This is a genomic window from Amycolatopsis sp. Hca4, assembly GCF_013364075.1.
Lineage (GTDB): Bacteria > Actinomycetota > Actinomycetes > Mycobacteriales > Pseudonocardiaceae > Amycolatopsis.
Window position 1 is genome coordinate 6,005,440 of sequence record NZ_CP054925.1, and the last position, 23,059, is coordinate 6,028,498.

Here is a 23,059-nt window from a genome sequence, read left to right on the forward strand (position 1 = left end):
CTCGCCAGAGTGGTCACATCGACACTCATCGTCAGCACCTCAGTAGGCGAAGGCGAGGGTGTCCTCGCCCGGTTTGTCGGAATCCTTCGGCTTCTCGGGAGGCATGACCGCGTCGACGCCACCACGGACGTACTTGCGCATCAGGTACACCTCGACCACGCCGAGGGCGGCGTACACCGTGGTCAGCGCGATCAGCGACGTCCACACCTCGCCCGTCGTCAGCCGCGAGACCGCCTGGGCGGTGAACATCCACACGCCGTCCACGCCCGTCGGGTTGGGCACCACCACGAACGGCTGACGCCCCATCTCGGTGAAGATCCAGCCCGCGCTGTTGCCGAGGAACGGCGTCGCGATGCCACCGAGGACCAGCCAGGGGAACCAGCGGCCGCCGGGGACCCGGCCGCGCCGGGTCAGCCACAGCGCCAGGACGCCGATGCCCGCCGAGACCGCGCCGAAGCCGATCATCATCCGGAAGCCCCAGTACGTCACCGGCAGGTTGGGCACGTAGTCGATCGGTTTGCCGGCCAGCGAGCCCAGCGCCGGGTCGTCCGGGTAGTTCGTGCCGTACTTGGCCTGGTACTCCGTGACCAGGTTCTCCACACCCTTGACCTCGGTGGAGAAGTCGTTGTGCGCCAGGAACGACAGCAGCGCGGGCACGTTGAACGTCTTGACGTCTTCGCAGTTCGCGCCCGAGACGTCCCCGATCGCGATGATCGAGAAGCTCGCCGGCTGTTCGGTGTGGCACAGCGCTTCCGCCGAGGCCATCTTCATCGGCTGCTGCTCGAACATCAGCTTGCCCTGGGCGTCGCCGGTGATCGCCAGCACCGCGAAGGCCGCGACGCCGACCCAGCCGCCGAGACGCAGCGAGGAGCGCCAGACGTCTTCGTGGTCGCCGCGCCGCCACAGGTGCCAGCCCGCGACGCCGACCAGGAACGCCGCCGCCACCGAGAACGCGCCGGCCAGGGTGTGCGGGATCGCGGCCAGGGCCGTGTTGTTCGTCAGCACCGCCCAGATCGAGTTCATGGTCGGCTTGCCGTTCTCGAACGTCACGCCCACCGGGTGCTGCATCCACGAGTTGGCGGCCAGGATGAAGTACGCCGAGGCCATCGTGGCCAGCGAAAACGCCCAAGCGCAGGCCAGGTGGACCTTCTTCGGCAGCCGGTCCCAGCCGAAGATCCACAGGCCGAGGAACGTCGACTCGACGAAGAACGCGACGAGCCCTTCCATCGCCAGCGGCGCTCCGAAGACGTCGCCGACGAAGCGGGAGTACGCGCTCCAGTTCATCCCGAACTGGAACTCCTGCACGATCCCGGTCACCACGCCCATCGCGAAGTTGACCAGCAGGAGCTTGCCCCAGAACTTCGTCATCTTCAGGTGCCGCAGCTCGCCGGTGCGGACCCAGCGGGTCTGCATCGCCGCGACCAGGATCGACAGCCCGATGGTCAGCGGGACCATCAGGAAGTGGTAGACGGTGGTGATGCCGAACTGCCACCGCGCTAGCTCAAGGACCTCCACGTGGTCCAGCGTGCTCCGGGCCCGGGGAGGCGGCCAGATCAACTGGTCCCGTTCGCGGCGGGACCAACGTCCCGGGTGACTACAGCTGGTCGAGCGCCTCCCGCGCCTCCTCGGCCACGACCCGCCGCGGGCCCTCTTCGCCCAGCTCGAGGACGTGCCGGAGGGCCAGCGCGTACGCGGTGTCGAAGGCCTTGTCCGCGGCGGCCGGGATGTCCGGCGTCACGCCGACGCCCTCCCAGTTCTCCCCCGTCTCCGGGTCGTACGACCGGGCGATCGGGACGGTCACGTCCAGGTGGGTGTCCACTTTGTACCGGTCGCAGGGGTGCGCGCCGCCGCGCGTAACTTCGCCGACGGTCTTCGCGCGACCCTGCCGCTGCAGCGAGAAGGCCAGGTCCTCGCCACCGGAGAACGTCACCGGGCCGGTGAGCACCCAGATCGGCTTGGTGCCGCCGAACTTCGGCCCCGGGACGTACGGCAGCGTCCACATCTGGGTGACGCGGTCGGCGTCGCGCTCGTAGAAGTCGAGGTAGTGGGTCCGCTCGTCGACGAGGTAGCTCTGCAGGAACGCGCTGGTCTCCGGGTCGCCACCGCGGTTGCGCCGGACGTCGATCAGCAGCGCGTCGGCCGGCGCGACCAGCGTCATCGCCGCCGAGAAGGCCGGGGCCGCGAGGTCGATCGGGTAGAGCATGGTCGTGTCGAGGTAGCCGACGTTGCCCGGCAGCCGCCGGACCGCCGCGACCCCGAAGTTCTCCAGCTCGCCCGCACGCCGGAAGGTCTCGGACGCGTGCTCCGCGTCACCGTCGACGGCGACCGGGTCGACGTGGTGCCGCAGCCGCAGGTGCTTGTCGCCGTTCACCGACTGCAGGTCGGCTGTGACGGCCGTCGCCAATTCCTCCTCGCCGAGGTCCGCGTACGCGCCTTCGTCCAGGCGTGCGCGCACCACCTTCGCGACCTTCACGGCGACGTCCGGGAAGACGTAGTGCGCTTCCAGCCGTCGGATGACCTCTGCTACCTGCTCGGCACGTGCCAGTGACCCCATGCCGGTGAACCTACCGCAGGCCACAACCGGAAATTCGGCGTACCGAAGAAAATTGTGTGCCGCCCCGAGTTGTCAAATTCATGGCCGCCGATCAGGCAATTTCGCGCAAGCCATCAGCTTGCGGTTCGGCTGAACGCCCCTTTATCGTTGCAGTGAAAGGGGCGAAAGAAATCTCATGACTACCGCCATGGTGGCGTTGATCAGCGCGTTCGGCCTGGTCCTCGCCGTGGAGCTGCCGGACAAGACGCTCGTCGCGACCCTGGTGCTGACCACCCGTTTCCGCGGCTGGCCGGTTTTTGCCGGGGTGTGCGCCGCGTTCGCCGTGCAATGCGTCATAGCGGTCGCGTTCGGCAGCATCCTGACGTTGTTGCCTGACCTCGTCCTTTCCCTCGTCGTCGCCGCGATGTTCGGCCTCGGCGCTTTCATGCTCCTCCGCGAGGGGTTCAGCGAAGCCGACGAAGCAGGCGAAGACGCTTCGCGCACCGGCCCCTCTCCGCAGACCTTCTTCCGCTCCGCGATGACGTCGTTCGGCGTGCTCTTCGCCGCCGAATGGGGTGACGCCTCCCAGCTCGCGACGGCCAGCCTGGCCGCCCGCATCGGCAACCCGGTCGCCGTCGGCGTCGGTGCTTTCGCCGCGCTGGTCGTGGTCGCCGGGCTCGCCGTGTTCATCGGCGGGAAGATCCGCAGCCGGATCAAGCCGAAGCTGATCCAGCGCTGCGCCGGGTTCGTGTTCGCCGGGTTCGCCGCGTTCGCCCTGCTCCAGCTCGCTTTCTGACCACTGCCTCACAGGTTCACCCGGTAACCTTTCGGGAACGAAAGGGAGAGCACCAGGTGAACTCGCCGAAGACGCGCGCGGTCTCGCCGCTGCACGGCCGGATCGCCCTCGGCGGCATCGGCCTCGCCGTGGCCATCTCGATCGACCTGCACCTGCGGCTGTCCGGGCAGGTCAGCCCGGTCTGGCAGACGCTGTCGGAGTACGTCTACGGCAAGCTCGGCACGTCCTCGGCCGCGCCGTTGTTCAGCGTGATGTGCCTGGCCCTGTCGTTCGGCTCGGTCGCTCTCCTCGCCGGCATCGCGAAGGCCCACCGCCCCGGCACCACCGCCGTCTGCGTGCTGCTCGGCGTCTGGTCGGCCGGGCTGCTGGTGTGCGGGCTGGTGCCGGTCGACCCGGACGGCCAGGCGCGTTCGCTCGCCGGGCAGGTCCACAACCTCGCCGCGCTGACGGCGTTCGTCGCGCTGCCCGCGGCGGCGCTCGTGCTGACGAAGAAGGGCCGCGAGCGCTGCCCGTGGGAACCCCGCCGGACGACGATCCGGCGGCTGGCCACGGCGAGTTTCACCAGCGTCGGCGTGGTGCTCGCCGGGTTCGTGCTGACCCTCGTCCTCGGCCCGGCCCGGCAGGACGTCACCCTCGGCCTGTTCGAGCGCCTGCTGTTCACCGTCGACGTCGCCCTGCTGCTGACGATGGTCCGGCCGCTGCTGGCGGTCTCGCGGCGCTAGGAGCCGTCCGTCTTGAGGATGTCGGCCAGCCGGCCGGCGGCCGCGACGACCTGCGGGCCGACCTCGGCGGCCTTCAGCGGCTCCATCGAGACGACACCGACGCTCGCCCGCAGCCCCGGCACCCCGCGCACCGGCGCCGCGACACCGGACGCGCCCGCCTCGAGCTCACCCGTCGACGTCACCCAGCCGCTGCCGCCCGGCCGCAGGCTCATCGCCTTACCCGCCGCCCCGGCGGTCAGCGAGTGCCGGCTGCCCACCCGGTAGGCGACGTGGAAGCTCGTCCAGGACGGCTCGACGACGGCCACCGCAAGCGCTTGCGTCCCCTGGGCGACCGACAGGTGCGCGGTCGCGCCGACCTTCTCGGCCAGCTCGCGCAGCACCGGGCCGGCCGCGTCCCGCAGCTGCGGCAGCACCTGCCCGGCCAGCCGGAGCAGCCCGACGCCGAGCCGGACCTTCGTGCCGTCGCGCCAGACCAGGCCGCGCTCGGACAGCGGCACGAGCAGCCGGTAGACGGCCGCGCGGCTGGCCCCGATGGCGACGGCCAGCTCGGAGATGGTCGCCGCGTCACCGCCGGCGTCGGCGACCGCCTGCAGCAGCGCCAAGCCCCGGTCGAGCGTCAGCGACCCCTCCCGGCTGGTCACAGCAAGCCGAGTTCGCCCAGGTCGGAGACCGGCTCCTCGAACGTCGCCGCCGCGTAGGACGCGAAGAGCGCCCGCACGGCCTTCGCGGCCGGCTCGGACAGCGCACGGGCCTCGTCGGCCAGCGCCTGGGCGTCCGTCGACTCCAGCGCACCCCGGACGTCGCCGCCCGCGAGGCTGCGCGCCGAGGCCACGAGCAGGTTCAGGAAGCCGTGGTGCACGAACCCGGTGTCCGGGTCGGTGTGCCGGACCGCGCGGTGCAGGCTGTTCGTCGCCTTGAACGACGCCCCGCTGGAGCCGCTGACGACGGCGAGGAAGTCCGCCACCTCGTCGACGCTGGGGAAGTTCTCGCCCGCCTGCCCGCCGCAGCGGATCTTCGGCCAGCTGCCGTGCTCGATCACCTTGCGGACGCCGTCGAGCCAGCCGACGCCGCGCCGCGGCTCGACGACCCGGATGACGTCCTCGGGCACGAACTCCGAGACGCGCTCGAGCCACACCTCGTCGACGTCCGACGGCGCGGGCATCTCGACCATCCGGAGCGCGAGCAGCTCACTGCGCGACTCGACGATCGAGATGGCCTTCGGCACGCCGCCCAGCCCGGTGTCGATGATCAGCGAAAGCGGCAGCGGCTGCTTCGGCTTGATCTTGATCAGCTCGGTGATGAGCTCGGGCAGCCGCGACGCCTGGCAGAGGAAAACCCCCAGTACACCGGCGTGTTCGGAGTCCCGGCTGGCGAAGTGCGCACGCAGCGCTTCGGGCATGGCCGCACCGACCGGAGGGAACAGCGCCGAGTCGTCGACGAGCCTCGCGAACAGGGGAGGAATTCCACGGGGGCCGGGGGGCGTGAGTTCCACAGCGCTTGACACGACTGACACGCTAGTAGCGTACGACATCAGGACAAAATCGTTCGCACAACGGACCCGTCAGAAGGGGGCGTCGATGCCTTACTACCGGCGAGTAGGCGAGATCCCGCACAAGCGGCACACCGCGTTCCGCAAGCCGGACGGCGGGCTCTACGCCGAAGAGCTGATGGGCGTCGAGGGCTTCTCCGCCGACTCCGCGCTGCTCTACCACCGCGGCCTGCCGACGGCGATCGTCGACGCCGTCGCGGTCGAGGAGGACCGCGGGTCGCTCACCCCGAACCACCCGCTCAAGCCGCGGGCGTTCAAGACCCAGGACCTCAAGTTCGGCGGCGAGGCCGACGCGGTGACCGACCGGCGGCGGCTGTTCGGCAACAACGACGTCACCATCGGGTTCGTCACCGCGACCGCACCCAGCCCGCTGTACCGCAACGCGGCCGGTGACGAGCTGTTCTACGTCCACGGCGGCGCCGCGACCTTCGAGACCATCTACGGCCGCCTGGAGGTCGGTGACGGCGACTACGTGGTGATCCCGACGTCGTGCACCTACCGGGTCGTCCCCCACGGCGAAGTCAACCTCTTCACCCTCGAAGCACGCGGGCACATCGGGCCACCGAAGCGCTACCTGTCGGCGAAGGGCCAGTTCCTGGAGCACTCGCCGTACTGCGAGCGCGACATCCGCGGGCCGGAGGAGCCGCTGCTGGAGGACGGCGAGGACGTCGAGGTGCTCGTCCGGCACCGCGCCGGGCTGACCCGCTACACCTACGCGACGCACCCGTTCGACGTCGTCGGCTGGGACGGCTGCCTCTACCCGTGGGTGTTCAACATCGACGACTTCGAGCCGATCACCGGCCGCGTGCACCAGCCGCCGCCCGTGCACCAGACGTTCGAGGGCCCGAACTTCGTGGTCTGCTCCTTCTGCCCGCGGAAGGTCGACTACCACGAGGACTCGATCCCGGTGCCGTACAACCACGCGAACGTCGACTCCGACGAGCTGATGTTCTACGTGCGCGGCAACTACGAGGCCCGCAAGGGCTCGGGGATCGGGATCGGCTCGCTCTCACTGCACCCGTCCGGCTTCACGCACGGCCCGCAGCCGGGCGCGGCGGAGGCGTCGATCGGCGCGGAGTTCTTCGACGAGACCGCGGTCATGGTCGACACGTTCGCGCCGCTGGAGCTCGGCGAGGCCGCCGACGCGTCCGAAGACCCCGGCTACGCCTGGACGTGGTCGCGCCGCGGGCCGAAGAGCTGACGGGACCGGGCCCTCCCCCGCGCGTGCGAGGGAGGGCCCGTCCGATCAGGCGTCGTACCAGCCGTAGTTGGTGATCGTCCCGTGGCCGTAGCAGTTGCCACCGAAGATCCAGTAACCCGGCCCCTGCGCCGGCCCGTAGATGTCCGCGCCGTCCGAGCAGTGCGTCCAGGCGCCGGTGCGGCCGTAGTCGACCCGCACGTTGGCCTCCCAGCGCGAACCGTCGTAGAACGTGGTCACCCAGCTCTGCACGTGGTCGGTCGTCGCCTGCCCGCTGACCGCCGAGTGCGTGCCCTTGGGCAGGTCGGCGGCCGAGGCCGTGCCGGCCCCGAGCAGCCCGGCGGCGGCCAGCGCGCCCGCGCCGAGCACGGCGGCCCCGGCCCGCTTCATCGTGGTGCTGTCCATCGATCCCTCCAGTGTTCCCCCGTCGGCCGGACCGGTCGATCCGGCCACGTCCCGGTCTAGTGCGTTGGGGTTGTCCTGTCCGGCTCACTGGACAGCGAACGACAATCTGCGAACAATGGATTGCGCCTAGGGGGGGTGGCGTAATGCCGCGTGGGGAACGTCCGATTGATACGGACGACGAGGTGTTGTCACAGTTCGCCGCGGATTTGCGGCGATTGCGGGAGAAGGCGGGTCGTCCGCCATATCGGCAACTGGGAAAACGAGCGCATTACTCGGCGGGGACATTGTCCGACGCCGCAGGCGGCCGGAAACTGCCGACGCGCGCGGTCGCACTGGCATATGTGCGCGCCTGCGACGGGCCGGTCGCCGAATGGGACAGAAGGTGGCACGAAGCCGCCGCGAAATTGAGCGAGCGAAGACGCGCGGCCGCCGGGGCCGCCGCGGAGCCGCCGTACCCGGGCCCGGCCGCGTTCGGCGCCGGGGACGCAGGCCGGTTCTTCGGCCGTGAGGACGTCGTCGACCTGCTGCGGAACCGGCTGGCCGGGGCCCGGTTCCTGGTCGTCTCGGGCCCGTCCGGCAGCGGCGTGACGTCGGTGCTGCGCGCGGGCCTCGTCCCGGCCGTCCGGGAGCCCGCGGTGGTCCTGCGGCCGGGCCGGCGGCCGTTGGAGGAGTGCGCGGCCCGCTTGGCGGCGCTCACCGGGACCCCGGCCGTCCGGCTGCGCGCCGAACTCGCCGCCGACCCGGGCCACCTGCACCTGCGGATCCGGCAGGCGCTGCCGCCGGACGCCGAGTTCCTGCTGGTGATCGACCAGTTCGAGGAGGTCTTCACCGCCGAGGCGCCCGAGCGGGCGTGGTTCTTCGCCGCGCTGGCGCGGGCGGCGCAGGCCCCGGTGCGGGTGGTCGTCGGCCTGCGCGCGGACTTCGCGGACGCCTGCGCGCGGCACCCCGCACTGGCGGAACCGGCCCGGAACGCGGTGATCCCGCTGGCGCCGCTGACCGCGGGCCAGGTGCGGGCCGCGCTCGTCCGGCCCGCCGCCGAAGCCGGCCGGGGACTGGAGAACGCCCTGGTCGCAACCCTGATGGCCGAGGTGGCGCGGCAGCCGGGCGCGCTGCCGTTCGCCACCGAAGCCCTGCGCCGGACCTGGCAGGCCACCCAGGGCGTCACGCTCGCCCTCGCCGCGTACGAGGCCACCGGCGGGATCACCGCGGCCGTGGCCGGCGCGGCCGAAGCGGTCTTCCGCCGGCTCTCGCCGGCGGAGCAGGACGAGGCCAGGAGCCTGTTCCTGCGCCTGGTCGGTTTCGGCGACGGCACGCCCGACACCCGGCGGCACGTCCCGTACGCCGAACTCGGCGTAACGCCGGTGGTCGCGCAGTTCGTCCGGGCCAGGGTGGTCACCGCCGGCCGGACGGGACTGGACCTCGCGCACGACGGGGTGATCGACGGCTGGCCCCGGCTGCGGGGCTGGCTGGCGGCGGACCGGGACGCCCTGCGCGTCCACCGGCGGCTCACCGAGGCCGCCGGATTGTGGGAAACCGCGGACCGGGATTCCGCCGTTCTTTATCGCGGCCGCCACCTCGACGAAGCGCTGGCTTGGGCAAAGCGGTCCGACGCGCGGCCGAACCCGCCGGAACGCCGGTTCCTCCAGGCGAGCGCCGGCCTGCGGGCCGCCGAAGAATCGGCGACCCGGCGACGGCGACGGCTTTCCGTGGCGACCACACTGACCGCGTTGCTCGGCGCGGCGTCGACGGCAACGGCGATTTTCCGCCGTCGACGCGGCGGTTTTTCGAGGATTTCGACCACCCCGTTTACCGAGCAGGTGAACGAAATGCGCCGGCGGCAATTTTACCGTCGGCGCGCCGACGGAGGGCGGTTTCCGGCGGCAACGGTTCGGCAACGCGCCTCCGGCCACCCGCCCGTCGCCGGATAATGACCACAGACGCGGAGACGGGGAGGGCTCGATGATCAATTCCCAGCCGGTGCGGCGAAGGAGAAAGATTTTCCCGTTCGTCGCCGCGATCGTGGTCGCGATCGCCTTGATCATCGGGATCCGGTACTGGACCAGCGGCTCGAGCGACGACGCCGAAGCGCCGAAGTGCTCGGGCGCCGACGCCGTCGCGCTCACCATCGCCTCCTCCCCGGAGAAGGCCGGGATCGTCCAGGAAGCCGCGAAGGCGTACTCCGGGCGGACGGTCGCCGGGCACTGCGTCGACGTGGTCGTGCGGTCGAAGTCGTCCGGCGTGGCCATGCAGGCGCTGGCGAACGGCTGGAACGAAGCCACCGACGGGCCGCGCCCGGACGTCTGGACGCCGGCCGCGAGCGGCTGGGTCAACCTGCTGCGCGTCAACGCGAAGGGCGACACCGGCTCGATCGTGCCGGACGGCGACCCGCCGTCGGTCGCGAACGCGCCGCTGGTCGTCGCGATGCCGAAGCCGATGGCCGAGGCGCTCGGCTGGCCCGCCAAGGCGATCGGCTGGAAGGACCTGGCCGGGCTGGCCACCGACCCGGCGGGCTGGGCGAAGTACGGCCACCCCGAGTGGGGCAAGTTCCGGCTCGGCAAGACGAACCCGAACATCTCGACGTCGGGCCTGAACGCGACGATCGGTGCCTACTACGCCGCCACCGGCACGTCGTCCGACCTCACCGCGGCCGCGCTCGAGAAGCCGGACGCGAAGCAGTTCGTCACGAACATCGAGCAGGCGATCGTGCACTACGGCGACACCACGCTCACCTTCCTGACCAACCTGCAGAAGGCCGACGACAAAGGCGCGGCGCTGTCCTACATCTCGGCGGTCACCGTCGAGGAGAACTCGCTGATCGGCTACAACCAGGGCAACCCGACGAACGACCCGGCCAAGGTCGGGCAGCACGGGCCGCCGAAGGTGCCGCTGGTGGCGATCTACCCGGGTGACGGGACGCTGAACTCCGACCACCCGTTCGTCACGCTGAACTGGGCGGACGCGACGCGCAAGCAGGTCGCCGCGGACTTCCTCGGCTACCTGCGCCAGGATGAGACGCAGGCGAAATTCGCCGCGCTCGGCTTCCGGTCGTTCGACGGCAAGCCCGGCCCGCAGGCGACGCCCGCCAACGGCGTCCGCCCGGAGGCGAAGATCAGCTTCCTGCGGCCGCCGTCGCCGTCGGTGCTGTCGAAGCTGCTGGCTTCCTGGACCGACCTGCGCAAGAAGGCGAACGTCCTGCTCGTGGTGGACGTCTCGGGCTCGATGGGTGACGAGGTCAAGGGCACCGGCAAGAGCAAGATCGACCTGGCGAAGCAGGCCGCGATCGACTCGCTCGGCCAGTTCGTGCCACGCGACCAGGTGGGGCTCTGGCAGTTCTCGACCCACCTCGACGGCGACAAGGACTACCAGGAGCTGCTCCCGGTGCAGCCGCTCGGCACCGGCGGCAAGGAGACGCTGGCGATGCGGCTGAGCGGGCTGACACCGCAGTCCGGCACGGGGTTGTACGACTCGTCGCTGGCCGCGTACGAGTACATGAAGGCCCACCTGGACCCGACGGCGATCAACGCGGTCGTGGTGCTGACCGACGGCCGCAACGAGGACTCCGGCGGCATCGACATCGAGCACCTGGTGCCGCAGCTGCGCCCGGAGGGCAACGCGGAGTCGGTCCGGCTGTTCACGATCGCCTACGGCTCGGACGCCGACCAGGACGTGCTGAAGCAGATCGCGGAGGCGACCGCGGGTTCGGAGTACGATTCGTCCAAACCGGACTCGATCAACCAGGTGTTCACCTCCGTGATCTCCAATTTCTGACATGAAGTTCGCCCGTGAGCTCGCCGAACCGTGGGGCCTGCTGCTGGCCGCCACGTCGGCCGGGGTGGCGTGGGCCGTGCAGCTGCCGGTCGTCGCCGCGCTCGGGATCGGCGTGGCGGTGCTCGCGGCGCGTGCGGGCGCGGCGGCGCTGGGCGGGGAGCAGGAGCCACCGCAGCGGGAAGCACGAGTGCTGGACGTCGCGCCGGGGTCGGCCGAGGAGGGCTGGCTCCGCAGGGCATCGGCGGCGGCGGAGGGCTTCGCGTCGCTGAGCGGCTCACTCGCGTCGGGTCCGCTGGCCGAGCGCGTCGCGGACATGGAGCCGGTGGTCCGGGAGACGTTGTCGACGCTGCAGCGCTTGGCCGGCCGCGCGTCGGCGACGGGCCAGGCGCTGGCCAGGGTCGACCTGGAGGCGGTGGCGCACGAGCGGCGTCGCCTCCAGCGCGAGTTGCGCACGGCGAGCCAGGAGGTCCGCGGCGACCTCGAGCAGGCGTTGACGGCGGTCCAGGCCCAGGCGGACGTGCACCAGCGGCTGTCCGGCGCCCGCGACAAGCTGCTGGCCCAGCTCCAGTCGGGCGCACTCGGCCTGGACAGCTTGGTGGCAAGGGTCGCCGAGCTGACGGCGGCGACTTCGGACGTCACGGTGGACACGGGCGCGGTGCGCGAGCTGAGCGACCAGCTGGAGGGCATCCGGCAGGGCGTCCTGGAGACCGAGCAGGCCACCCGCAAGTCCCTGGGTTAGGCGGCCACCGGCGTCCGGTCACGGCGGGGCAGCAACAGCGGCGTCGCCAGCACGAGTACCCCGGCGATCCCGATCGCCCACCGCGGCCCGGCCAGACTGGCGAGCAACCCCCAGAGCGCAGTCAGCGTGGCGATCGATGCCTTCGTGCTGACCGACCACGCCGACAGCGTCCGCGCGATGCGGTCCGCCGGGAGCTGTTCGAGCCGGTAGGTCGCGAGCACCGGGTTGAAGACGCTGCAGCTGGCGATCAGGCCGAACTCGACGACCATGACGTAGACCAATCCGCCGGTGCCTGCCGGGATGAACGCCAGAGCGGGCAGCCAGAGCGCCCGGATCGCGCCCGCCGTGATCAGGACGGGGTGCCGCCCGAACTTCGCGACGAGCCGCGGGGTCAGCCGCGAGCCGGCGAGCCCGCCGAGGCACGGAACGGCGAACGCGAGCCCGTACTGCCAGGGCGGGAACCCGAGCTGGTTGAGCATCAGCACGGCGAGCAGCGGTTCGGTGCCCATGACCAGGCCGTTGAACACCATGGCGTTGAACAGCAGCGGCCGCAGTCCCCGGTGTGCGAGCAGGAAGCGCCAGCCGTCGGCGAGATCGCGCGGCCGCAGCCGGGTGGCGCTGCGCGGGCGCGGTTCGTCCCCGCCGATCGCGCGGATCCCGAGCGCGGAGAGCAGGAAGCTGACGGCGTTGGCGACCACCGACGTCACCGGCCCGAACAGCGCGAACGCGGCGCCGCCGAGCGGCGGCCCGAGCGCGGTGGCGGTCCAGTTGGTGGACTCGAACCGGCCGTTGGCGACGAGCAGGTCTTCGGGCGGCACCAGGCCCTTGAGGAAGGCACCGCTGGCGGAGGTGAAGGTGATGTCCGCCGCGGCGACGACCACCGAGACGGCCAGCAGCTGGGCGAAGCTCAGCACACCGAGGCCATAGGCGGCCGGAACGCTGACCAGCGAGCCGAACCGCACGAGGTCCATGGCCACCATCACCGGCTGCTTCCGCCGCCGATCGACCCAAGGCCCCAGCGGAACGGCAACAAGCGCCCCCACGGCAGGCCCGACGGCGGCCAGCGCCGAGACGGCCGCGGGTCCGGAGTGGAGGACGAGGATCGCGAGCATGGGGAAGGCCCCGAAGCCGAGCCAGGTCCCGAAGGCGCTGACTGCGTAGGCCGACCAGAGCCACCTGAACCGCGGCCCCAGCGACCGCCCGCGCATCACCTGCCAGATCAAAGCGGCGCCGGCTGCGCGGGGCAACCGACATACCGCAGTGAGGCCGGCATCTTGCGGTGAAGCCGGTTGTGCACATGTGGCACCGGTTGTGGACAACTTCGCCTGGAGGCCGAGCTTGAGTGGTCGGGGCGGGATCGCCTCGGGGGGCCGCCGTCGCGATCTTGTGGCTGGCCGCCCGGTGGCGCGTACTACGCCGACTTCGCGGCTGCGTTCAGCCTGCGGATCGACGCAACCGGCTCGAACTTCGGCACCGAGGTCGTCGTGGACACGATCGCGAAGTCCGGCGAGGTGGCGACCTTGGTCGGTGCCTGGAGCCGGGGGTGGTGGCCGGCCGGGCACGGCTTGCGCGCGTGCCGATCGAAGCGCCTGTACCGGTGTACCCGCATCCGCTGGTGTGGCGGCGAGGCAACGCGCACCCCGGGCTCATCGCCCTCCGGCGTCACCTCGCGAAGAGCGATGCGTGGCGGCCGGGCTGGGGTCAGCCGAGCCAGACCGTGCCCAGTACCGGGTAGCCCGGCAGGCCCGTCTTGGCCGCTCCCGGGCGGGGTACGCCCGCGATCCACAAGCGGCCCGTTGCCGCGATGTTCGCCGCCATCGAGGGGTCGGCCTTGGGGAGGCGGAACGGGACCACGCGGCCGTCCGCCAGCATTGTCAGGCCGCTGAGCCTGGCCGCTCCGTGGCGGGTCATGCGGACCGGGCCGTCGAGGACCGCTCGGAGTTCCGTCCAGTGGTCCGCCGCCAAGGGGCGGTCGTGGGCGAATGCGCGCAGCACCGCCGCGACGGCTCCCAGCAGTGCGCCCGCGCCGAACGTCCACGCCAGCCAGCCCACGGCCGGGAAGTCGAGGGCGACCCAGCCCGCGAACCCGGCCAGCACCAGCAGGAACGCCGCCGTCGCGCGGCGGTCGCGGGCGATCTGGCGGCGGTGGGCCGTCAGCACCGGGTCGAGCCTCGGGGAACCGGAGCCGGCCGGTGCGGGCACCGGGAGCGCGCCCGGCGGCGGGCCGTCGTGGACGCGGCCGCGGCGGAGGCGCACCACGCCGGAGAAGCCGACGAACACCTTCGGGCCGCGGCCCAGCAGCCACACCCGCCGGTGGCCTGCCACCAGCAACCGGTGGGCTTCGTCGAGGCGGACGCGCAGCCAGCGCCCGTCCGGCAGGCGGACGGCGACCGTCCGCCCGGCGGCGACCAGGCCGTCGGCGGTGATGTCCACCAGCCGGAACGCTTCCCGCTTGAGCCGCGCCTCGGGCACCCGCACGTACGCGCGGTGGAGCCACCACGCCTCGATCGCGCCGGCCAGCGCGAACGTGCCGATCAGCAGCGCCACCCCGGCGCCGGCGACGAACTGGACCACGCCGAACGCCAGGAAGAACCCCGCCACCAGGCGCTGGTTCGCGGTGTCGCGGCCCAGGCGGTCGAGGTACTCGCCGAAGATCGGCAGGGCCCCGGAGGGCATGGCGGGGTCGAGCTCGAAAGCGCGGACGCTCTCGGGGACCGGGACGATCGGCACGCGGAACCCCCAGGGGCTCGGGTTGTCACCCCCTTTTCGGCAAAGTGGGCACCGGCGTTACCGGATGCGCCGGTCAACGGAAACGACGTGATCGCCACGACTACCCAGACCGCCGAATTCAGGTTAGGCTCACCTAACTAGGAGGTGAGCCGTGACCGAGGCACCCACATCCGTCCGCCGCCCGCCGGCGCCGAACCCCGCCGAGCGCGCCAAGACGATCGCGACCCGCAACGGCCCCGCGTCGTTGCTGCCGACCTGCGACCGCGCGGACCTCGACGGCGAGCGCGTCGTGCCGCTCCTGCACCACGTGCACCACAGCGGCAGCGTCAGCGTGCTGCTGCCCGACGAGCACCCGATGGTCCGGGCGGCGAAGCAGACCCAGCGCGGCGAGCTGGCCGTGATGGTCGAGCTCGCCGACCAGGCCCCGGTCGCCCTGCGGGAACCGATCCGCGGGCTGCTGTGGATCACCGGCTGGCTGCGGCCGCTTTCACCGGTTTCGGCCCGTTCGCGAGCGGTGGCGATCGCCGAAACGCGGCCGGACGAGCGGCTCCTCGACGTCGGCCACGGCGTCACGCTGCTGCGGCTCACCCCGGCGTCGCTCGTGCTCGCCGACGCCGAGGGCACGCACTCGCTGCGCCCGCACATGTTCAGCGCCGCGCCGCCCGACCCGTTCCACGACTACGAGGCCCACTGGCTGCGGCACCTGGAGAGCGACCACGCCGACGTCGTCGAGCAGCTGGCCAAGCACCTGCCGGCGGAGCTGCGCGGCGGCCGGATCCGCCCGCTCGGGCTCGACCGGTTCGGGCTGCGGCTGCGCGTCGAGTCCGCCACCGGCGACCACGACGTGCGGCTGGCGTTCTCGAAGTCCGTCGAGAACCCGGCGCAGCTCGCGTCGGAGCTGCGCCGGCTCGTCGGCTGCCCGTTCCTGCGCGGGCGGTCAGGCTAGTTCGGCGGGGAAGCCGCCCTTCGCGATCGGCCCCCAGCTTTCGATCGTCACGCGGATGATGCTCTTGCCCTGCTTGACCATGGCCTCGCGGTATTCGGTCCAGTCCGGGTGTTCGCCGGAAATGGCGCGGAAGTACTCCACGAGCGGCTCGACCGATTCCGGGATGTCCAGCACCTCGGCGGTGCCGTTCAGCTGCACCCACTGGTCGTTCCACTCGTCGGACAGGATGCAGGCCGACACCTTCGGGTTGCGCTTGACGTTCACGACCTTCGCGCGCTTCGGGTAGGTCGAGATGACCAGCCTGCCCTCGGCGTCGACGCCGCAGGTGACCGGCGAGAGCTGCGGGCCGCCGTCGGCCTTCGTGGTCAGCAGGATCGCGCGGTGGCGGGTCGACAGGAACTCGACCAGCGCGGCACGGTCGACGGTTTCGTTGGTGGCGATGCTCCTCGGCATACCCCGAAGGTAGCGTGCGTCCATGACGTTCACCGCGCGATCGTGGCTGGCCCCGGCCCGGCCGTCGTTCCCGGAGCCGATCGACGACCCGCGCGAGCGCCGCGCGATCAAGCTCGAGCTGCTGATCGTCTTCGGGATCACGCTCGGCCTGTCCGGCGTGCGCAGCCTGCTGTCCCTTGTGGACTCGCTGTTGCAGCCGGTGCCGCTGGCCCAGCAGCAGACCCAGCTGAACGTGCCGCAGGCCGCGGCGAGCCTGATCGACCTGCTCAAGCAGCTGCTGTCGGCCGCGCAGCTGGTCGGCTGGGGCGCACTCGGGCTGTACCTGCTGTGGCGCGCGGGCATCAAGGTCGCTCAGCTCGGCCTGGACCGCCGGTCGCCGGGCCGGGACGCGCTGCTGACCGTCGGGCTCGCCGCGCTGATCGGGATCCCGGGACTGGCGCTCTACTTCGTCTCCTACCACCTCGGGTTCAGCCTGGCCGTGCAACCGTCCACTTTGGGCGATACGTGGTGGCGGCCGATCACGCTGACGCTCTCGGCGTTCGGCAACGCGTTCGCCGAGGAAGTGCTGGTCATCGGCTACCTGCTGACCCGGCTGCGGCAGCTCGGCGTCCGCGAGAACAACGCCTTGCTCGGCGCCGCGGTGCTGCGCGGGTCGTACCACCTGTACCAGGGGTTCGGCGGGTTCGTCGGAAACCTGATCATGGGACTGGTGTTCGGACGGCTGTGGCAGAAGACCAACCGGCTGTGGCCGCTGGTCGCCGCCCACACGCTGTTCGACTTCGTGTCGTTCGTCGGATACTCGCTGCTCAAGGGACACGTTTCCTGGCTGCCCTGACTAGGATCTGGGGGGTGATCGACGAAACGGCACCTCCCCGGGTGGACAGCGAAGTCGGACCCCTGCGCGCGGTGCTGCTACACCGGCCCGGCAACGAGCTCAAAAGGCTGACGCCCCGCAACAACGACCAGCTCCTGTTCGACTCGATCCCGTGGGTCGACCGGGCCCAGGACGAGCACGACGCGTTCGCCGAGGTGCTGCGCGGCCGCGGGGTGAGCGTCCTGCTGCTGGCCGACGCGCTCCGGACGGCGCTGGAGGACGACCGGGCCCACGCGGCGGGCGTGCACGCGGCGGTCGACGACCGGCGGCTCGGCGGCGACCTGGCCGACTCGCTGCGTTCGCACCTCTCGAGCGTCGACGCGGCCGGCCTCGCCGAGGTGCTGATGGCCGGGATGACGTTCGAGGAACTGCCGTCGGCCGAGGGCGCGTCGCTGGTGCGGATGATGAACCACCCGCACGACTTCGCCGTCGATCCGCTGCCGAACCTGCTGTTCACCCGCGACTCGTCGGTGTGGATCGCCGACCGGGTGGCGATTTCGTCGCTGAACATGCCCGCGCGCCGCCGCGAGACCGCGGTGCTCGACCTGATCTACGCCTACCACCCGCAGTTCCGCCACGCCGCCCGCGCCTACGGCGCCCATTCGGCGCCGATCGAAGGCGGCGACGTAATGCTGCTGGCGCCGGGCGTGCTCGCCATCGGCGTCGGCGAGCGGACGACGGCCGCGGGTGCCGAGTCGCTGGCGCGGTCGGTGTTCGCCGACGGCATCGCGCACACCGTGCTGGCGGTGCCGATCGAGCAGTCCCGCGCGACCATGCACCTGGACACGGTGTGCACGATGGTCGACGCCGACGCGGTGGTGATGTACCCGCTGGCGCGCGACTCGCTGACGGCGTTCACGCTGCGCCCGACCGGCGACGGCGGGGTGAAGGTGGCCGGCCCGGCCCCGTTCCTGGTGGCCGCGGCCGAGGCGATGGAGATCGACCGGCTGCGTGTCATCGACACCGGCCTCGACCCCGTGACGGCCGAGCGCGAGCAGTGGGACGACGGCAACAACACCCTCGCGCTGGCGCCCGGCGTGGTCGTCGGCTACGAGCGGAACGTCGAGACGAACGAGCGGCTGGAGGCGGCCGGCATCGAGGTGCTGCCGATCGCGGGCTCCGAACTCGGCTCCGGCCGGGGCGGGCCGCGGTGCATGTCCTGCCCGATCCGCCGCGATCCCCTGCACTGAACAAAAGCAACCCTTCCCTAAATTGCTTTCGTGATTTAGGGAAGGCTTACTTAAATTAGGCTCGTCTTCTTTAGGAATGGTAACCCTAATAGGGGGCAGATCACCAGTGCCGAGTGGCATTTCGGCCAATCTTGATCTATTCTGATCTGCATGGCCCTCACCAAGAAGAAAGAGCCGCGCTCGAAGTTCTTCGAACTGCTGCAGGCGCAGATCCACAACGAGTTCAACGCGTCCCAGCAGTACATCGCGCTCGCGGTGTGGTTCGACGCCGAGGACCTGCCGCAGCTGGCGAAGCACTTCTACAAGCAGTCCGTCGAAGAGCGCAACCACGCGATGGCGCTCGTGCAGTACATGCTCGACCGCGACCACCACGTCGAGATCCCCGGCACCGGGGAGGTGCGCAACGACTTCTCCGGCGTGACCGAGCTCATCGAGCTCGCGCTCGAGCAGGAGAAGGAGGTCGCCGCCGACATCTCCGCGATGGCCAAGGCCGCGCGCGCCGAAGAGGACTACATCAGCGAGCAGTTCACGCAGTGGTTCCTCAAGGAGCAGGTCGAAGAGATCTCGCAGATGAACACGCTGCTGAACGTCGTCAAGCGTGCGAACGGCAACCTGTTCGAGGTCGAGAACCACCTGTACCGCGAGTCCGTCGGCGACGGCGGCACCGACTCGCAGATGCCGCCGGTGGCCGGCGGCGCGCTCTGATCCTCTGAGAATCGGAAAACCCGGGCTCTCCCCCTGTGGACAGCCCGGGTTTCCGCATGCCGCCGGCCCAGTCGTTCAGCCGGCTCGGTCTGTTCAGCCGGCGCAGTCCTGGGTGACGCTCGTCAGGCTCGTCTGCACGACGCCGGTCTCGCCCAGCCGGAAGCGGTACTCGGCGGCGGCCCCGGCCGGGGCGACGACGCCACCGGCTTCTTCCTTGGCCGCCGGGTAGACGGTGAGGACCTGGTCCTTCGTGGACCCGGCACCGATGCCCTCGGCGGTGTGCACGGCCACGTCCGGCGTGACGGCGACGAGCCCGGACGTCTTCGAAATGACGACGCTCGCGGACGCGGGGAGCCCACTGCCTTCGGCCTTGTAGACGGTGCAGCCGGCGCCGGCCTGTGCATCGGTGAGCGTGATGGTCTGTGCGGCGACGTCGGCCTCGGACATGCCCAGCTTGAGCTTGCCGAAACCGTCGGCCGCGAGCAGCGGTCCCGTGGTCACGGCGGGGAGCTTGGTCGGCCGAGGCGTGGCCGACGGCCGCGGCGACGTCTGCGGTGGCGCGGAAGCGCTGATGCTCTGGGTGCCGGTCGGCGCCGCCGGCGTCGACGGCTCCGGCGCCCGGCCCTGCGTGAGGTCCTCGGGCGGCTTGACGCTGGTTCCGGTCCCGGCGGCGGACATCGCCGCGGTGCCGTCCTCGGTGTGCAGCCGGACCATGGTCAGCCCGCCCGCGACAGCGACCGCGGCGGCCGCAACCCCGGCGACGGCCTGCACGACGTGCCGACGGCGACGACGCCGTCGCGCCCCGGTGACGATGACCGTCCCGGCGTCGGGCGGTGGGGGCAAGTCCAGCCGCTCGTCGGCGAACAGCGCGCGCAGGCGCTGCTCCAGTTCGTCTTCGGAGATGTTCAACCCGCACCACTCCCTTCGCCGTCGGCCGACTTGAGCTTCATCCGCAACGACGTGATCGCCTTGCTGGCCTGGCTCTTCACGGTGCCCTGCGTGACGCCGAGGGCGCTCGCGATCTCCGCTTCCGACAGACCCTCGTAATAACGCAGCACCATGACGGCCCGTTGTCGCGGCGGCAGCGTTCGTAACGCACGCCACAGCGGCTCGTGCTCGAACGGATCGGCCGGCACGTGCGGGCTGGTGTCCGGCAGGTCGGCAACGAGGTTCTCCCGCCGCGTCCGCCGCCAGCGGCTCACGTGCGCGTTCGCCATGGACCGGCGGACGTAGGCCAGCGGGTCGCCGGTCTTCTCGTGGACGTACGTCCAGCGCGAGCCGATCTTCTCCAGCACGGTCTGGACCAGGTCCGCGGCGTCGTGCGGGTTGCCGGTCAGCGCGTGGCCGTACCGCAGCAAACCCGGCAAGGTGGCCTGCACGAACTCGCCGAAGTCGACGAACTCGCCAGCCAACGTCGCGGCCCTCCCTCGGCCTGCGCTCACCCAGGCGTCTCCCCCGGTGAGGACGGGTGCCGCAGCGGTCACCGTATCGCCTCCCATCGGGGTCGGGTAGCCGGAAGCCGGCTCGCTTTCCTCCCCAACACGCATCACAGCCCCCTCAGGTTGCCTGCGTTCCCGGCCGAATTCCCTCTTGGTCGGCCGGGCGCTGATCTGCCCACGTCAGCGGTGGGCGAGCGAGTCGGGCAGCCGGAAGCCGGCGCCCTCGGACTCACGGAATTCGTGCACGCCGACCACGGCAGCGTGCGGGATCGGCCCGTAGACGTGCGGGAACCAGATCCCGGCCGGGTGCGGCGGCACGCCGTCTTCCCAGCGGACCGGCGCGTCGACCTTCGCCGGATCGATTTCGAGCAGCACGAGGTCGGTGCGACCCCGGAACCGGATGTTGGCCGGCAGGGTAGCCGTGCCGAAGTCGGAGCAGTGGATGAACCCGACTTCCTCCAGGGACGGATCCCGGTACTCGCCGCCCTCGCCCACTTCGGCCCAGTCGGCCGCCCCGCAGATGTGGAGTATCACGTCGAGAATGGTCCCACCGGCACGAACCGGCGGCGGTGTCTCGTGCGCCACATAATGCCTGGTTGAACGCTCATCGAGCGGGTGGAGGACCCCCGGTTCGTACCGATGGTCCGGCACCTGCCGACGGGTTAGTCCGGCCGGGTGGCGGGGAGGTTTCCGGGTCAGCGCACCTTGGGGTTGCTGCCGGGTCGGCGGCGAGGTGGGCGAACCTTCGGCGGCCGGTTTGGCCGCCGGGCCGAGGCTGGGGTTCGCGCCGGTCGCGGCCTGGGTTGCACCAGGTCATCGACCGGTTTGGCCGCCGACCGGTGCGTCGGTCGGCGGCCGGCGGGTTAGCGCAGGGTCAGCTGGCGGCCGATGAGGCCGTCGCGGGCGCGGCGCTCGGTTGCGTTCAGGGGCTCGTCGTCGAGGGACTTCAGCGCCGTCTCGAGGCGGGTGCCGAGGGCTTCCTTCGCGTCCGCCCACTCGCGGGCGTGGGCCTCGGGGTCGAGGTCCCAGACCGGGACGAGCAGGCCGTGCGCGCGGAAGGAACCCGCGTACCGCGAGCCCTCGCCGAGGCCGAGTTCGCCGGCCGCGGACAGCCGGGCGAGGGCCTGGAGCAGCAGGTTTTCCGGCTCCGGCCGGACCCAGCGCAGGTGCGCCTTCTCGCCGGCGAGGACCCAGTAGGCGCCCGAGCCGAGCCGTTCGGTGGGCATGATCGCGGCGTTCGCGCGCTCGAGCGACACGGCGACGTCACCGGTCGCGTCCGCGTCCTCGGGCAGCCACCAGCCGAAGTCGGTGTGCAGCGTGACGTCGAGCTCCGCGCCCGGCGCCAGCAGGTCCTGCAGCCGCGCGTGCTCGTCGGCGGACGGCGGGGTGGTGGTGTCCGGCACGCCGAGGACGTCGCCCTCCTTGGCGTCCAGCAGCCACTTCAGCGACCGGCCGAGGTCACGGCTGATGTCGGACGAGCGGGTCTGCACCTGCAGGCCGAGGTATCGCCGTCCGTCCGAGCGGACGAACGCGGCCGCCGCCATGGGCAGCACCGTGCCGAGGGTGACGTCGCCGCCGTCGGCGAGGGTGAGCTGGGCCGTCGCGGACGGGACGAACTCGCGCAGCGCGATCAGCTCGGGCTCCGCCGCCAGCCCCTCGAACGGCTGGCCGACGAAGACGTCGCGCACCTTCGGCTTGCGGTCCGACGCCTGCTTGGGACCCTTCTTGCGCGCGCCCTTGCCCACTGCTGCCTCCTCTGGCTCGGCTTGAGACGCTATCGAAGGGTTAGTCTCGCGACGTGTTCGACCCCCGCGATCCCGCGTTCCTCGATGACCCGTACCCGGCGTTCGCCGCGCTGCGCGCACAAGGCGAAGTCCATTTCCACGAAGGGCTGGGCATCGCCATCGCGGTGTCGCACGCCGCGTCGTCGGCCGTGTTGCGGCACCGCGGCCTGGGCCGGATCTGGCAGGACGCCCAGCCGCTCGAGCGGTTCGCCTCGTTCAACCTGCTGCACCGCAACTCGCTGCTGGAGAACGAGCCGCCGGCCCACACCCGCCTGCGCCGCCTGATCGCGGGCGCGTTCGGCCGCGGCCACGTGCAGCGGCTGCGTCCGATGGTCGCCACGCTCGCCTCCCGGATGGTCGATGACCTCGCGGCCGCGATCGCCGCGGACGGGAGTGCCGACCTCCTCGAGCACCTCGCCCAGCCGCTGCCGGTCGCGGTGATCGCCGAGCTGCTGGGTGTCCCCGGCACCGACGGGCCGCGGATGGTCCAGCTGTCCAACGCGATCGTGAAGATGTACGAGTACGGCCTGCCCGAGGAAGGACGCGACGCGGCCGAGCGGGCCGCGGCCGAGTTCGTCGACTACGTCCGTTCGGTCGCCGCGGCCCGCGCGGATACACCGGGCGACGACATCATCAGCGATCTGCTGCGCAGCGAGCTGACGCCCGACGAGCTGGTGGCCACAGCGGTGTTGCTGCTGATGGCCGGCCACGAGGCGACGGTCAACGTGCTCGGTAACGGCATCACGGCCCTGCTCACGCACCGGGACCAGTGGGAGCGCTTGCTGGCCTCACCTGCCCTTCTGGATTCGTGTGTCGAGGAGCTGATCAGGTTCGACGCGCCGCTGCAGCTGTTCGAGCGGACGGCGACGGAGGACGTGTCGATTTGTGGGTATGTCGTGCCGCGTGGACAGAAGATCGGCGCGTTGCTGGGTGCCGCGGCCCGGGACCCGGAGGTGTTCGAGGAGCCGGATCGGCTGGACATCGGGCGGGCGCCGAACGCTCACCTGGGGTTCGGGATGGGGATTCACTACTGCGTGGGTGCTCCTCTTGCTCGGGTAGAGATCGCTGCCGCGTTGAGTGCTCTGGCGGAGAAGTTGCCGGGGTTGCGGTTGGTGGAGGCGCCGGCTCGGCGGCCGGAGTTCGTTATTCGTGGGTTGCGGGAGCTTCGGGTCACGGTGTGATGGGGTCCCGCCCGGGTCATGCGTGATTCGGGGCGGGACTCGCGTGA

General features: G+C 71.3%; 23 protein-coding genes. 11 read left to right on the forward strand and 12 right to left on the reverse strand.

The features are described from left to right. Positions 1-39: 39 nt before the first annotated feature. Together HUT10_RS26660 and HUT10_RS26665 are read right to left on the reverse strand one after the other, a co-directional pair. Positions 40-1,515: a cytochrome ubiquinol oxidase subunit I gene (locus tag HUT10_RS26660; RefSeq protein ID WP_176173708.1), complete on the reverse strand. Its 1,476-nt coding sequence runs from the start codon at positions 1,513-1,515 to the stop codon at positions 40-42. 79 nt (positions 1,516-1,594) lie between these two features. Next, complete coding sequence (locus tag HUT10_RS26665; RefSeq protein WP_176173709.1) at positions 1,595-2,554, reverse strand: S41 family peptidase; 960 nt, start codon at positions 2,552-2,554, stop codon at positions 1,595-1,597. A gap of 187 nt (positions 2,555-2,741) precedes the next feature. On the opposite strand from HUT10_RS26665, the gene HUT10_RS26670 reads away from it, so the two are divergent. Both HUT10_RS26670 and HUT10_RS26675 read left to right on the forward strand, forming a co-directional pair. Further along, positions 2,742-3,329 (forward strand): TMEM165/GDT1 family protein, encoded by a 588-nt coding sequence (locus tag HUT10_RS26670; protein ID WP_176178017.1) that lies wholly within the window; start codon positions 2,742-2,744, stop codon positions 3,327-3,329. 56 nt (positions 3,330-3,385) lie between these two features. Further along, on the forward strand, positions 3,386-4,051 hold the full coding sequence (locus tag HUT10_RS26675) for a DUF998 domain-containing protein (RefSeq protein ID WP_176173710.1): 666 nt from the start codon (positions 3,386-3,388) through the stop codon (positions 4,049-4,051). Here HUT10_RS26675 and HUT10_RS26680 read toward each other — a convergent pair. Both HUT10_RS26680 and HUT10_RS26685 read right to left on the reverse strand, forming a co-directional pair. Then, on the reverse strand, positions 4,048-4,692 hold the full coding sequence (locus HUT10_RS26680; protein WP_176173711.1) for an IclR family transcriptional regulator: 645 nt from the start codon (positions 4,690-4,692) through the stop codon (positions 4,048-4,050). The two genes, HUT10_RS26675 and HUT10_RS26680, sit on opposite strands and share 4 nt — an antisense overlap. Next, entirely contained in the window at positions 4,689-5,543 is an 855-nt protein-coding gene (locus tag HUT10_RS26685; protein ID WP_303247031.1) for a hypothetical protein, read from the reverse strand. The genes HUT10_RS26680 and HUT10_RS26685 overlap by 4 nt, the downstream gene beginning before the upstream one ends. Positions 5,544-5,628: 85 nt before the next feature. Here HUT10_RS26685 and HUT10_RS26690 point away from each other — a divergent pair, with 85 nt between their 5' ends. Further along, the gene (locus tag HUT10_RS26690; protein WP_176173713.1) at positions 5,629-6,801 is read left to right on the forward strand and encodes a homogentisate 1,2-dioxygenase; all 1,173 of its coding nucleotides are present in this window, start codon (positions 5,629-5,631) and stop codon (positions 6,799-6,801) included. Between the two features lie 45 nt (positions 6,802-6,846). Here the strand turns inward: HUT10_RS26690 and HUT10_RS26695 are convergent, their stop codons facing one another. Next, on the reverse strand, positions 6,847-7,203 hold the full coding sequence (locus HUT10_RS26695) for a hypothetical protein (protein WP_176173714.1): 357 nt from the start codon (positions 7,201-7,203) through the stop codon (positions 6,847-6,849). A 404-nt stretch (positions 7,204-7,607) separates the two neighbouring features. Here HUT10_RS26695 and HUT10_RS26700 point away from each other — a divergent pair, with 404 nt between their 5' ends. Genes HUT10_RS26700 through HUT10_RS26710 form a run of 3 tightly spaced genes read left to right on the forward strand, consistent with a single transcriptional unit; the run spans position 7,608 to position 11,710 of the window. Next, entirely contained in the window at positions 7,608-9,131 is a 1,524-nt protein-coding gene (locus HUT10_RS26700; protein WP_176173715.1) for an ATP-binding protein, read from the forward strand. Between the two features lie 31 nt (positions 9,132-9,162). Beyond that, positions 9,163-10,971 carry a substrate-binding and VWA domain-containing protein gene (locus HUT10_RS26705; protein WP_176173716.1) on the forward strand — a complete coding sequence of 603 codons (1,809 nt, stop codon included), beginning with the start codon at positions 9,163-9,165 and terminating at the stop codon, positions 10,969-10,971. A gap of 1 nt (position 10,972) precedes the next feature. Beyond that, positions 10,973-11,710, forward strand: a complete 738-nt coding sequence (locus tag HUT10_RS26710) for a hypothetical protein (RefSeq protein ID WP_176173717.1) — start codon at positions 10,973-10,975, stop codon at positions 11,708-11,710. On the opposite strand, the gene HUT10_RS26715 is transcribed toward HUT10_RS26710, so the two are convergent. Together HUT10_RS26715 and HUT10_RS26720 are read right to left on the reverse strand one after the other, a co-directional pair. Next, positions 11,707-12,921 carry an MFS transporter gene (locus HUT10_RS26715; protein ID WP_217709646.1) on the reverse strand — a complete coding sequence of 405 codons (1,215 nt, stop codon included), beginning with the start codon at positions 12,919-12,921 and terminating at the stop codon, positions 11,707-11,709. The two genes, HUT10_RS26710 and HUT10_RS26715, sit on opposite strands and share 4 nt — an antisense overlap. A gap of 490 nt (positions 12,922-13,411) precedes the next feature. Then, entirely contained in the window at positions 13,412-14,440 is a 1,029-nt protein-coding gene (locus HUT10_RS26720) for a hypothetical protein (RefSeq protein ID WP_176173718.1), read from the reverse strand. Positions 14,441-14,591: 151 nt separating this feature from the next. Between HUT10_RS26720 and HUT10_RS26725 the strand changes: the two genes are divergently transcribed. Further along, positions 14,592-15,386 carry a DUF2470 domain-containing protein gene (locus tag HUT10_RS26725; RefSeq protein WP_176173719.1) on the forward strand — a complete coding sequence of 265 codons (795 nt, stop codon included), beginning with the start codon at positions 14,592-14,594 and terminating at the stop codon, positions 15,384-15,386. Here HUT10_RS26725 and HUT10_RS26730 read toward each other — a convergent pair. Beyond that, positions 15,378-15,839, reverse strand: a complete 462-nt coding sequence (locus HUT10_RS26730) for a PPOX class F420-dependent oxidoreductase (RefSeq protein WP_176173720.1) — start codon at positions 15,837-15,839, stop codon at positions 15,378-15,380. The two genes, HUT10_RS26725 and HUT10_RS26730, sit on opposite strands and share 9 nt — an antisense overlap. Before the next feature lie 22 nt (positions 15,840-15,861). On the opposite strand from HUT10_RS26730, the gene HUT10_RS26735 reads away from it, so the two are divergent. The 3 genes from HUT10_RS26735 (at position 15,862) to HUT10_RS26745 (ending at position 18,608) form a co-directional block, all read left to right on the forward strand. Then, entirely contained in the window at positions 15,862-16,674 is an 813-nt protein-coding gene (locus HUT10_RS26735; RefSeq protein WP_176173721.1) for a CPBP family intramembrane glutamic endopeptidase, read from the forward strand. A gap of 41 nt (positions 16,675-16,715) precedes the next feature. Next, positions 16,716-17,903, forward strand: a complete 1,188-nt coding sequence (locus HUT10_RS26740; RefSeq protein WP_176178019.1) for an arginine deiminase — start codon at positions 16,716-16,718, stop codon at positions 17,901-17,903. Positions 17,904-18,053: 150 nt separating this feature from the next. After that, positions 18,054-18,608: a ferritin gene (locus HUT10_RS26745; RefSeq protein WP_176173722.1), complete on the forward strand. Its 555-nt coding sequence runs from the start codon at positions 18,054-18,056 to the stop codon at positions 18,606-18,608. 93 nt (positions 18,609-18,701) lie between these two features. On the opposite strand, the gene HUT10_RS26750 is transcribed toward HUT10_RS26745, so the two are convergent. From HUT10_RS26750 to HUT10_RS26765, 4 genes are all read right to left on the reverse strand, one after another. After that, positions 18,702-19,517, reverse strand: a complete 816-nt coding sequence (locus HUT10_RS26750; protein ID WP_176173723.1) for a hypothetical protein — start codon at positions 19,515-19,517, stop codon at positions 18,702-18,704. Next, on the reverse strand, positions 19,514-20,020 hold the full coding sequence (locus tag HUT10_RS26755) for a SigE family RNA polymerase sigma factor (RefSeq protein ID WP_176173724.1): 507 nt from the start codon (positions 20,018-20,020) through the stop codon (positions 19,514-19,516). The genes HUT10_RS26750 and HUT10_RS26755 overlap by 4 nt, the downstream gene beginning before the upstream one ends. 207 nt (positions 20,021-20,227) lie before the next feature. Further along, positions 20,228-20,581, reverse strand: a complete 354-nt coding sequence (locus tag HUT10_RS26760; RefSeq protein WP_176173725.1) for a DUF952 domain-containing protein — start codon at positions 20,579-20,581, stop codon at positions 20,228-20,230. A 329-nt stretch (positions 20,582-20,910) separates the two neighbouring features. Next, positions 20,911-21,792 carry a DUF5926 family protein gene (locus HUT10_RS26765; RefSeq protein WP_176173726.1) on the reverse strand — a complete coding sequence of 294 codons (882 nt, stop codon included), beginning with the start codon at positions 21,790-21,792 and terminating at the stop codon, positions 20,911-20,913. A 53-nt stretch (positions 21,793-21,845) separates the two neighbouring features. Here HUT10_RS26765 and HUT10_RS26770 point away from each other — a divergent pair, with 53 nt between their 5' ends. Further along, positions 21,846-23,012, forward strand: coding sequence for a cytochrome P450 (locus tag HUT10_RS26770; RefSeq protein ID WP_176173727.1), 1,167 nt, complete (start codon positions 21,846-21,848; stop codon positions 23,010-23,012). Positions 23,013-23,059: the final 47 nt, after the last annotated feature.

Coding starts and splice junctions, on each gene's coding strand:
- HUT10_RS26670 (WP_176178017.1), top strand. CDS start 2,742: ATGGTGGCGTTGATCAGCGCGTTCGGCCTGGTCCTCGCCGTGGAGCTG.
- HUT10_RS26730 (WP_176173720.1), bottom strand. CDS start 15,839: ATGCCGAGGAGCATCGCCACCAACGAAACCGTCGACCGTGCCGCGCTG.
- HUT10_RS26665 (WP_176173709.1), bottom strand. CDS start 2,554: ATGGGGTCACTGGCACGTGCCGAGCAGGTAGCAGAGGTCATCCGACGG.
- HUT10_RS26745 (WP_176173722.1), top strand. CDS start 18,054: ATGGCCCTCACCAAGAAGAAAGAGCCGCGCTCGAAGTTCTTCGAACTG.
- HUT10_RS26735 (WP_176173721.1), top strand. CDS start 15,862: ATGACGTTCACCGCGCGATCGTGGCTGGCCCCGGCCCGGCCGTCGTTC.
- HUT10_RS26690 (WP_176173713.1), top strand. CDS start 5,629: ATGCCTTACTACCGGCGAGTAGGCGAGATCCCGCACAAGCGGCACACC.
- HUT10_RS26710 (WP_176173717.1), top strand. CDS start 10,973: ATGAAGTTCGCCCGTGAGCTCGCCGAACCGTGGGGCCTGCTGCTGGCC.
- HUT10_RS26705 (WP_176173716.1), top strand. CDS start 9,163: ATGATCAATTCCCAGCCGGTGCGGCGAAGGAGAAAGATTTTCCCGTTC.
- HUT10_RS26695 (WP_176173714.1), bottom strand. CDS start 7,203: ATGGACAGCACCACGATGAAGCGGGCCGGGGCCGCCGTGCTCGGCGCG.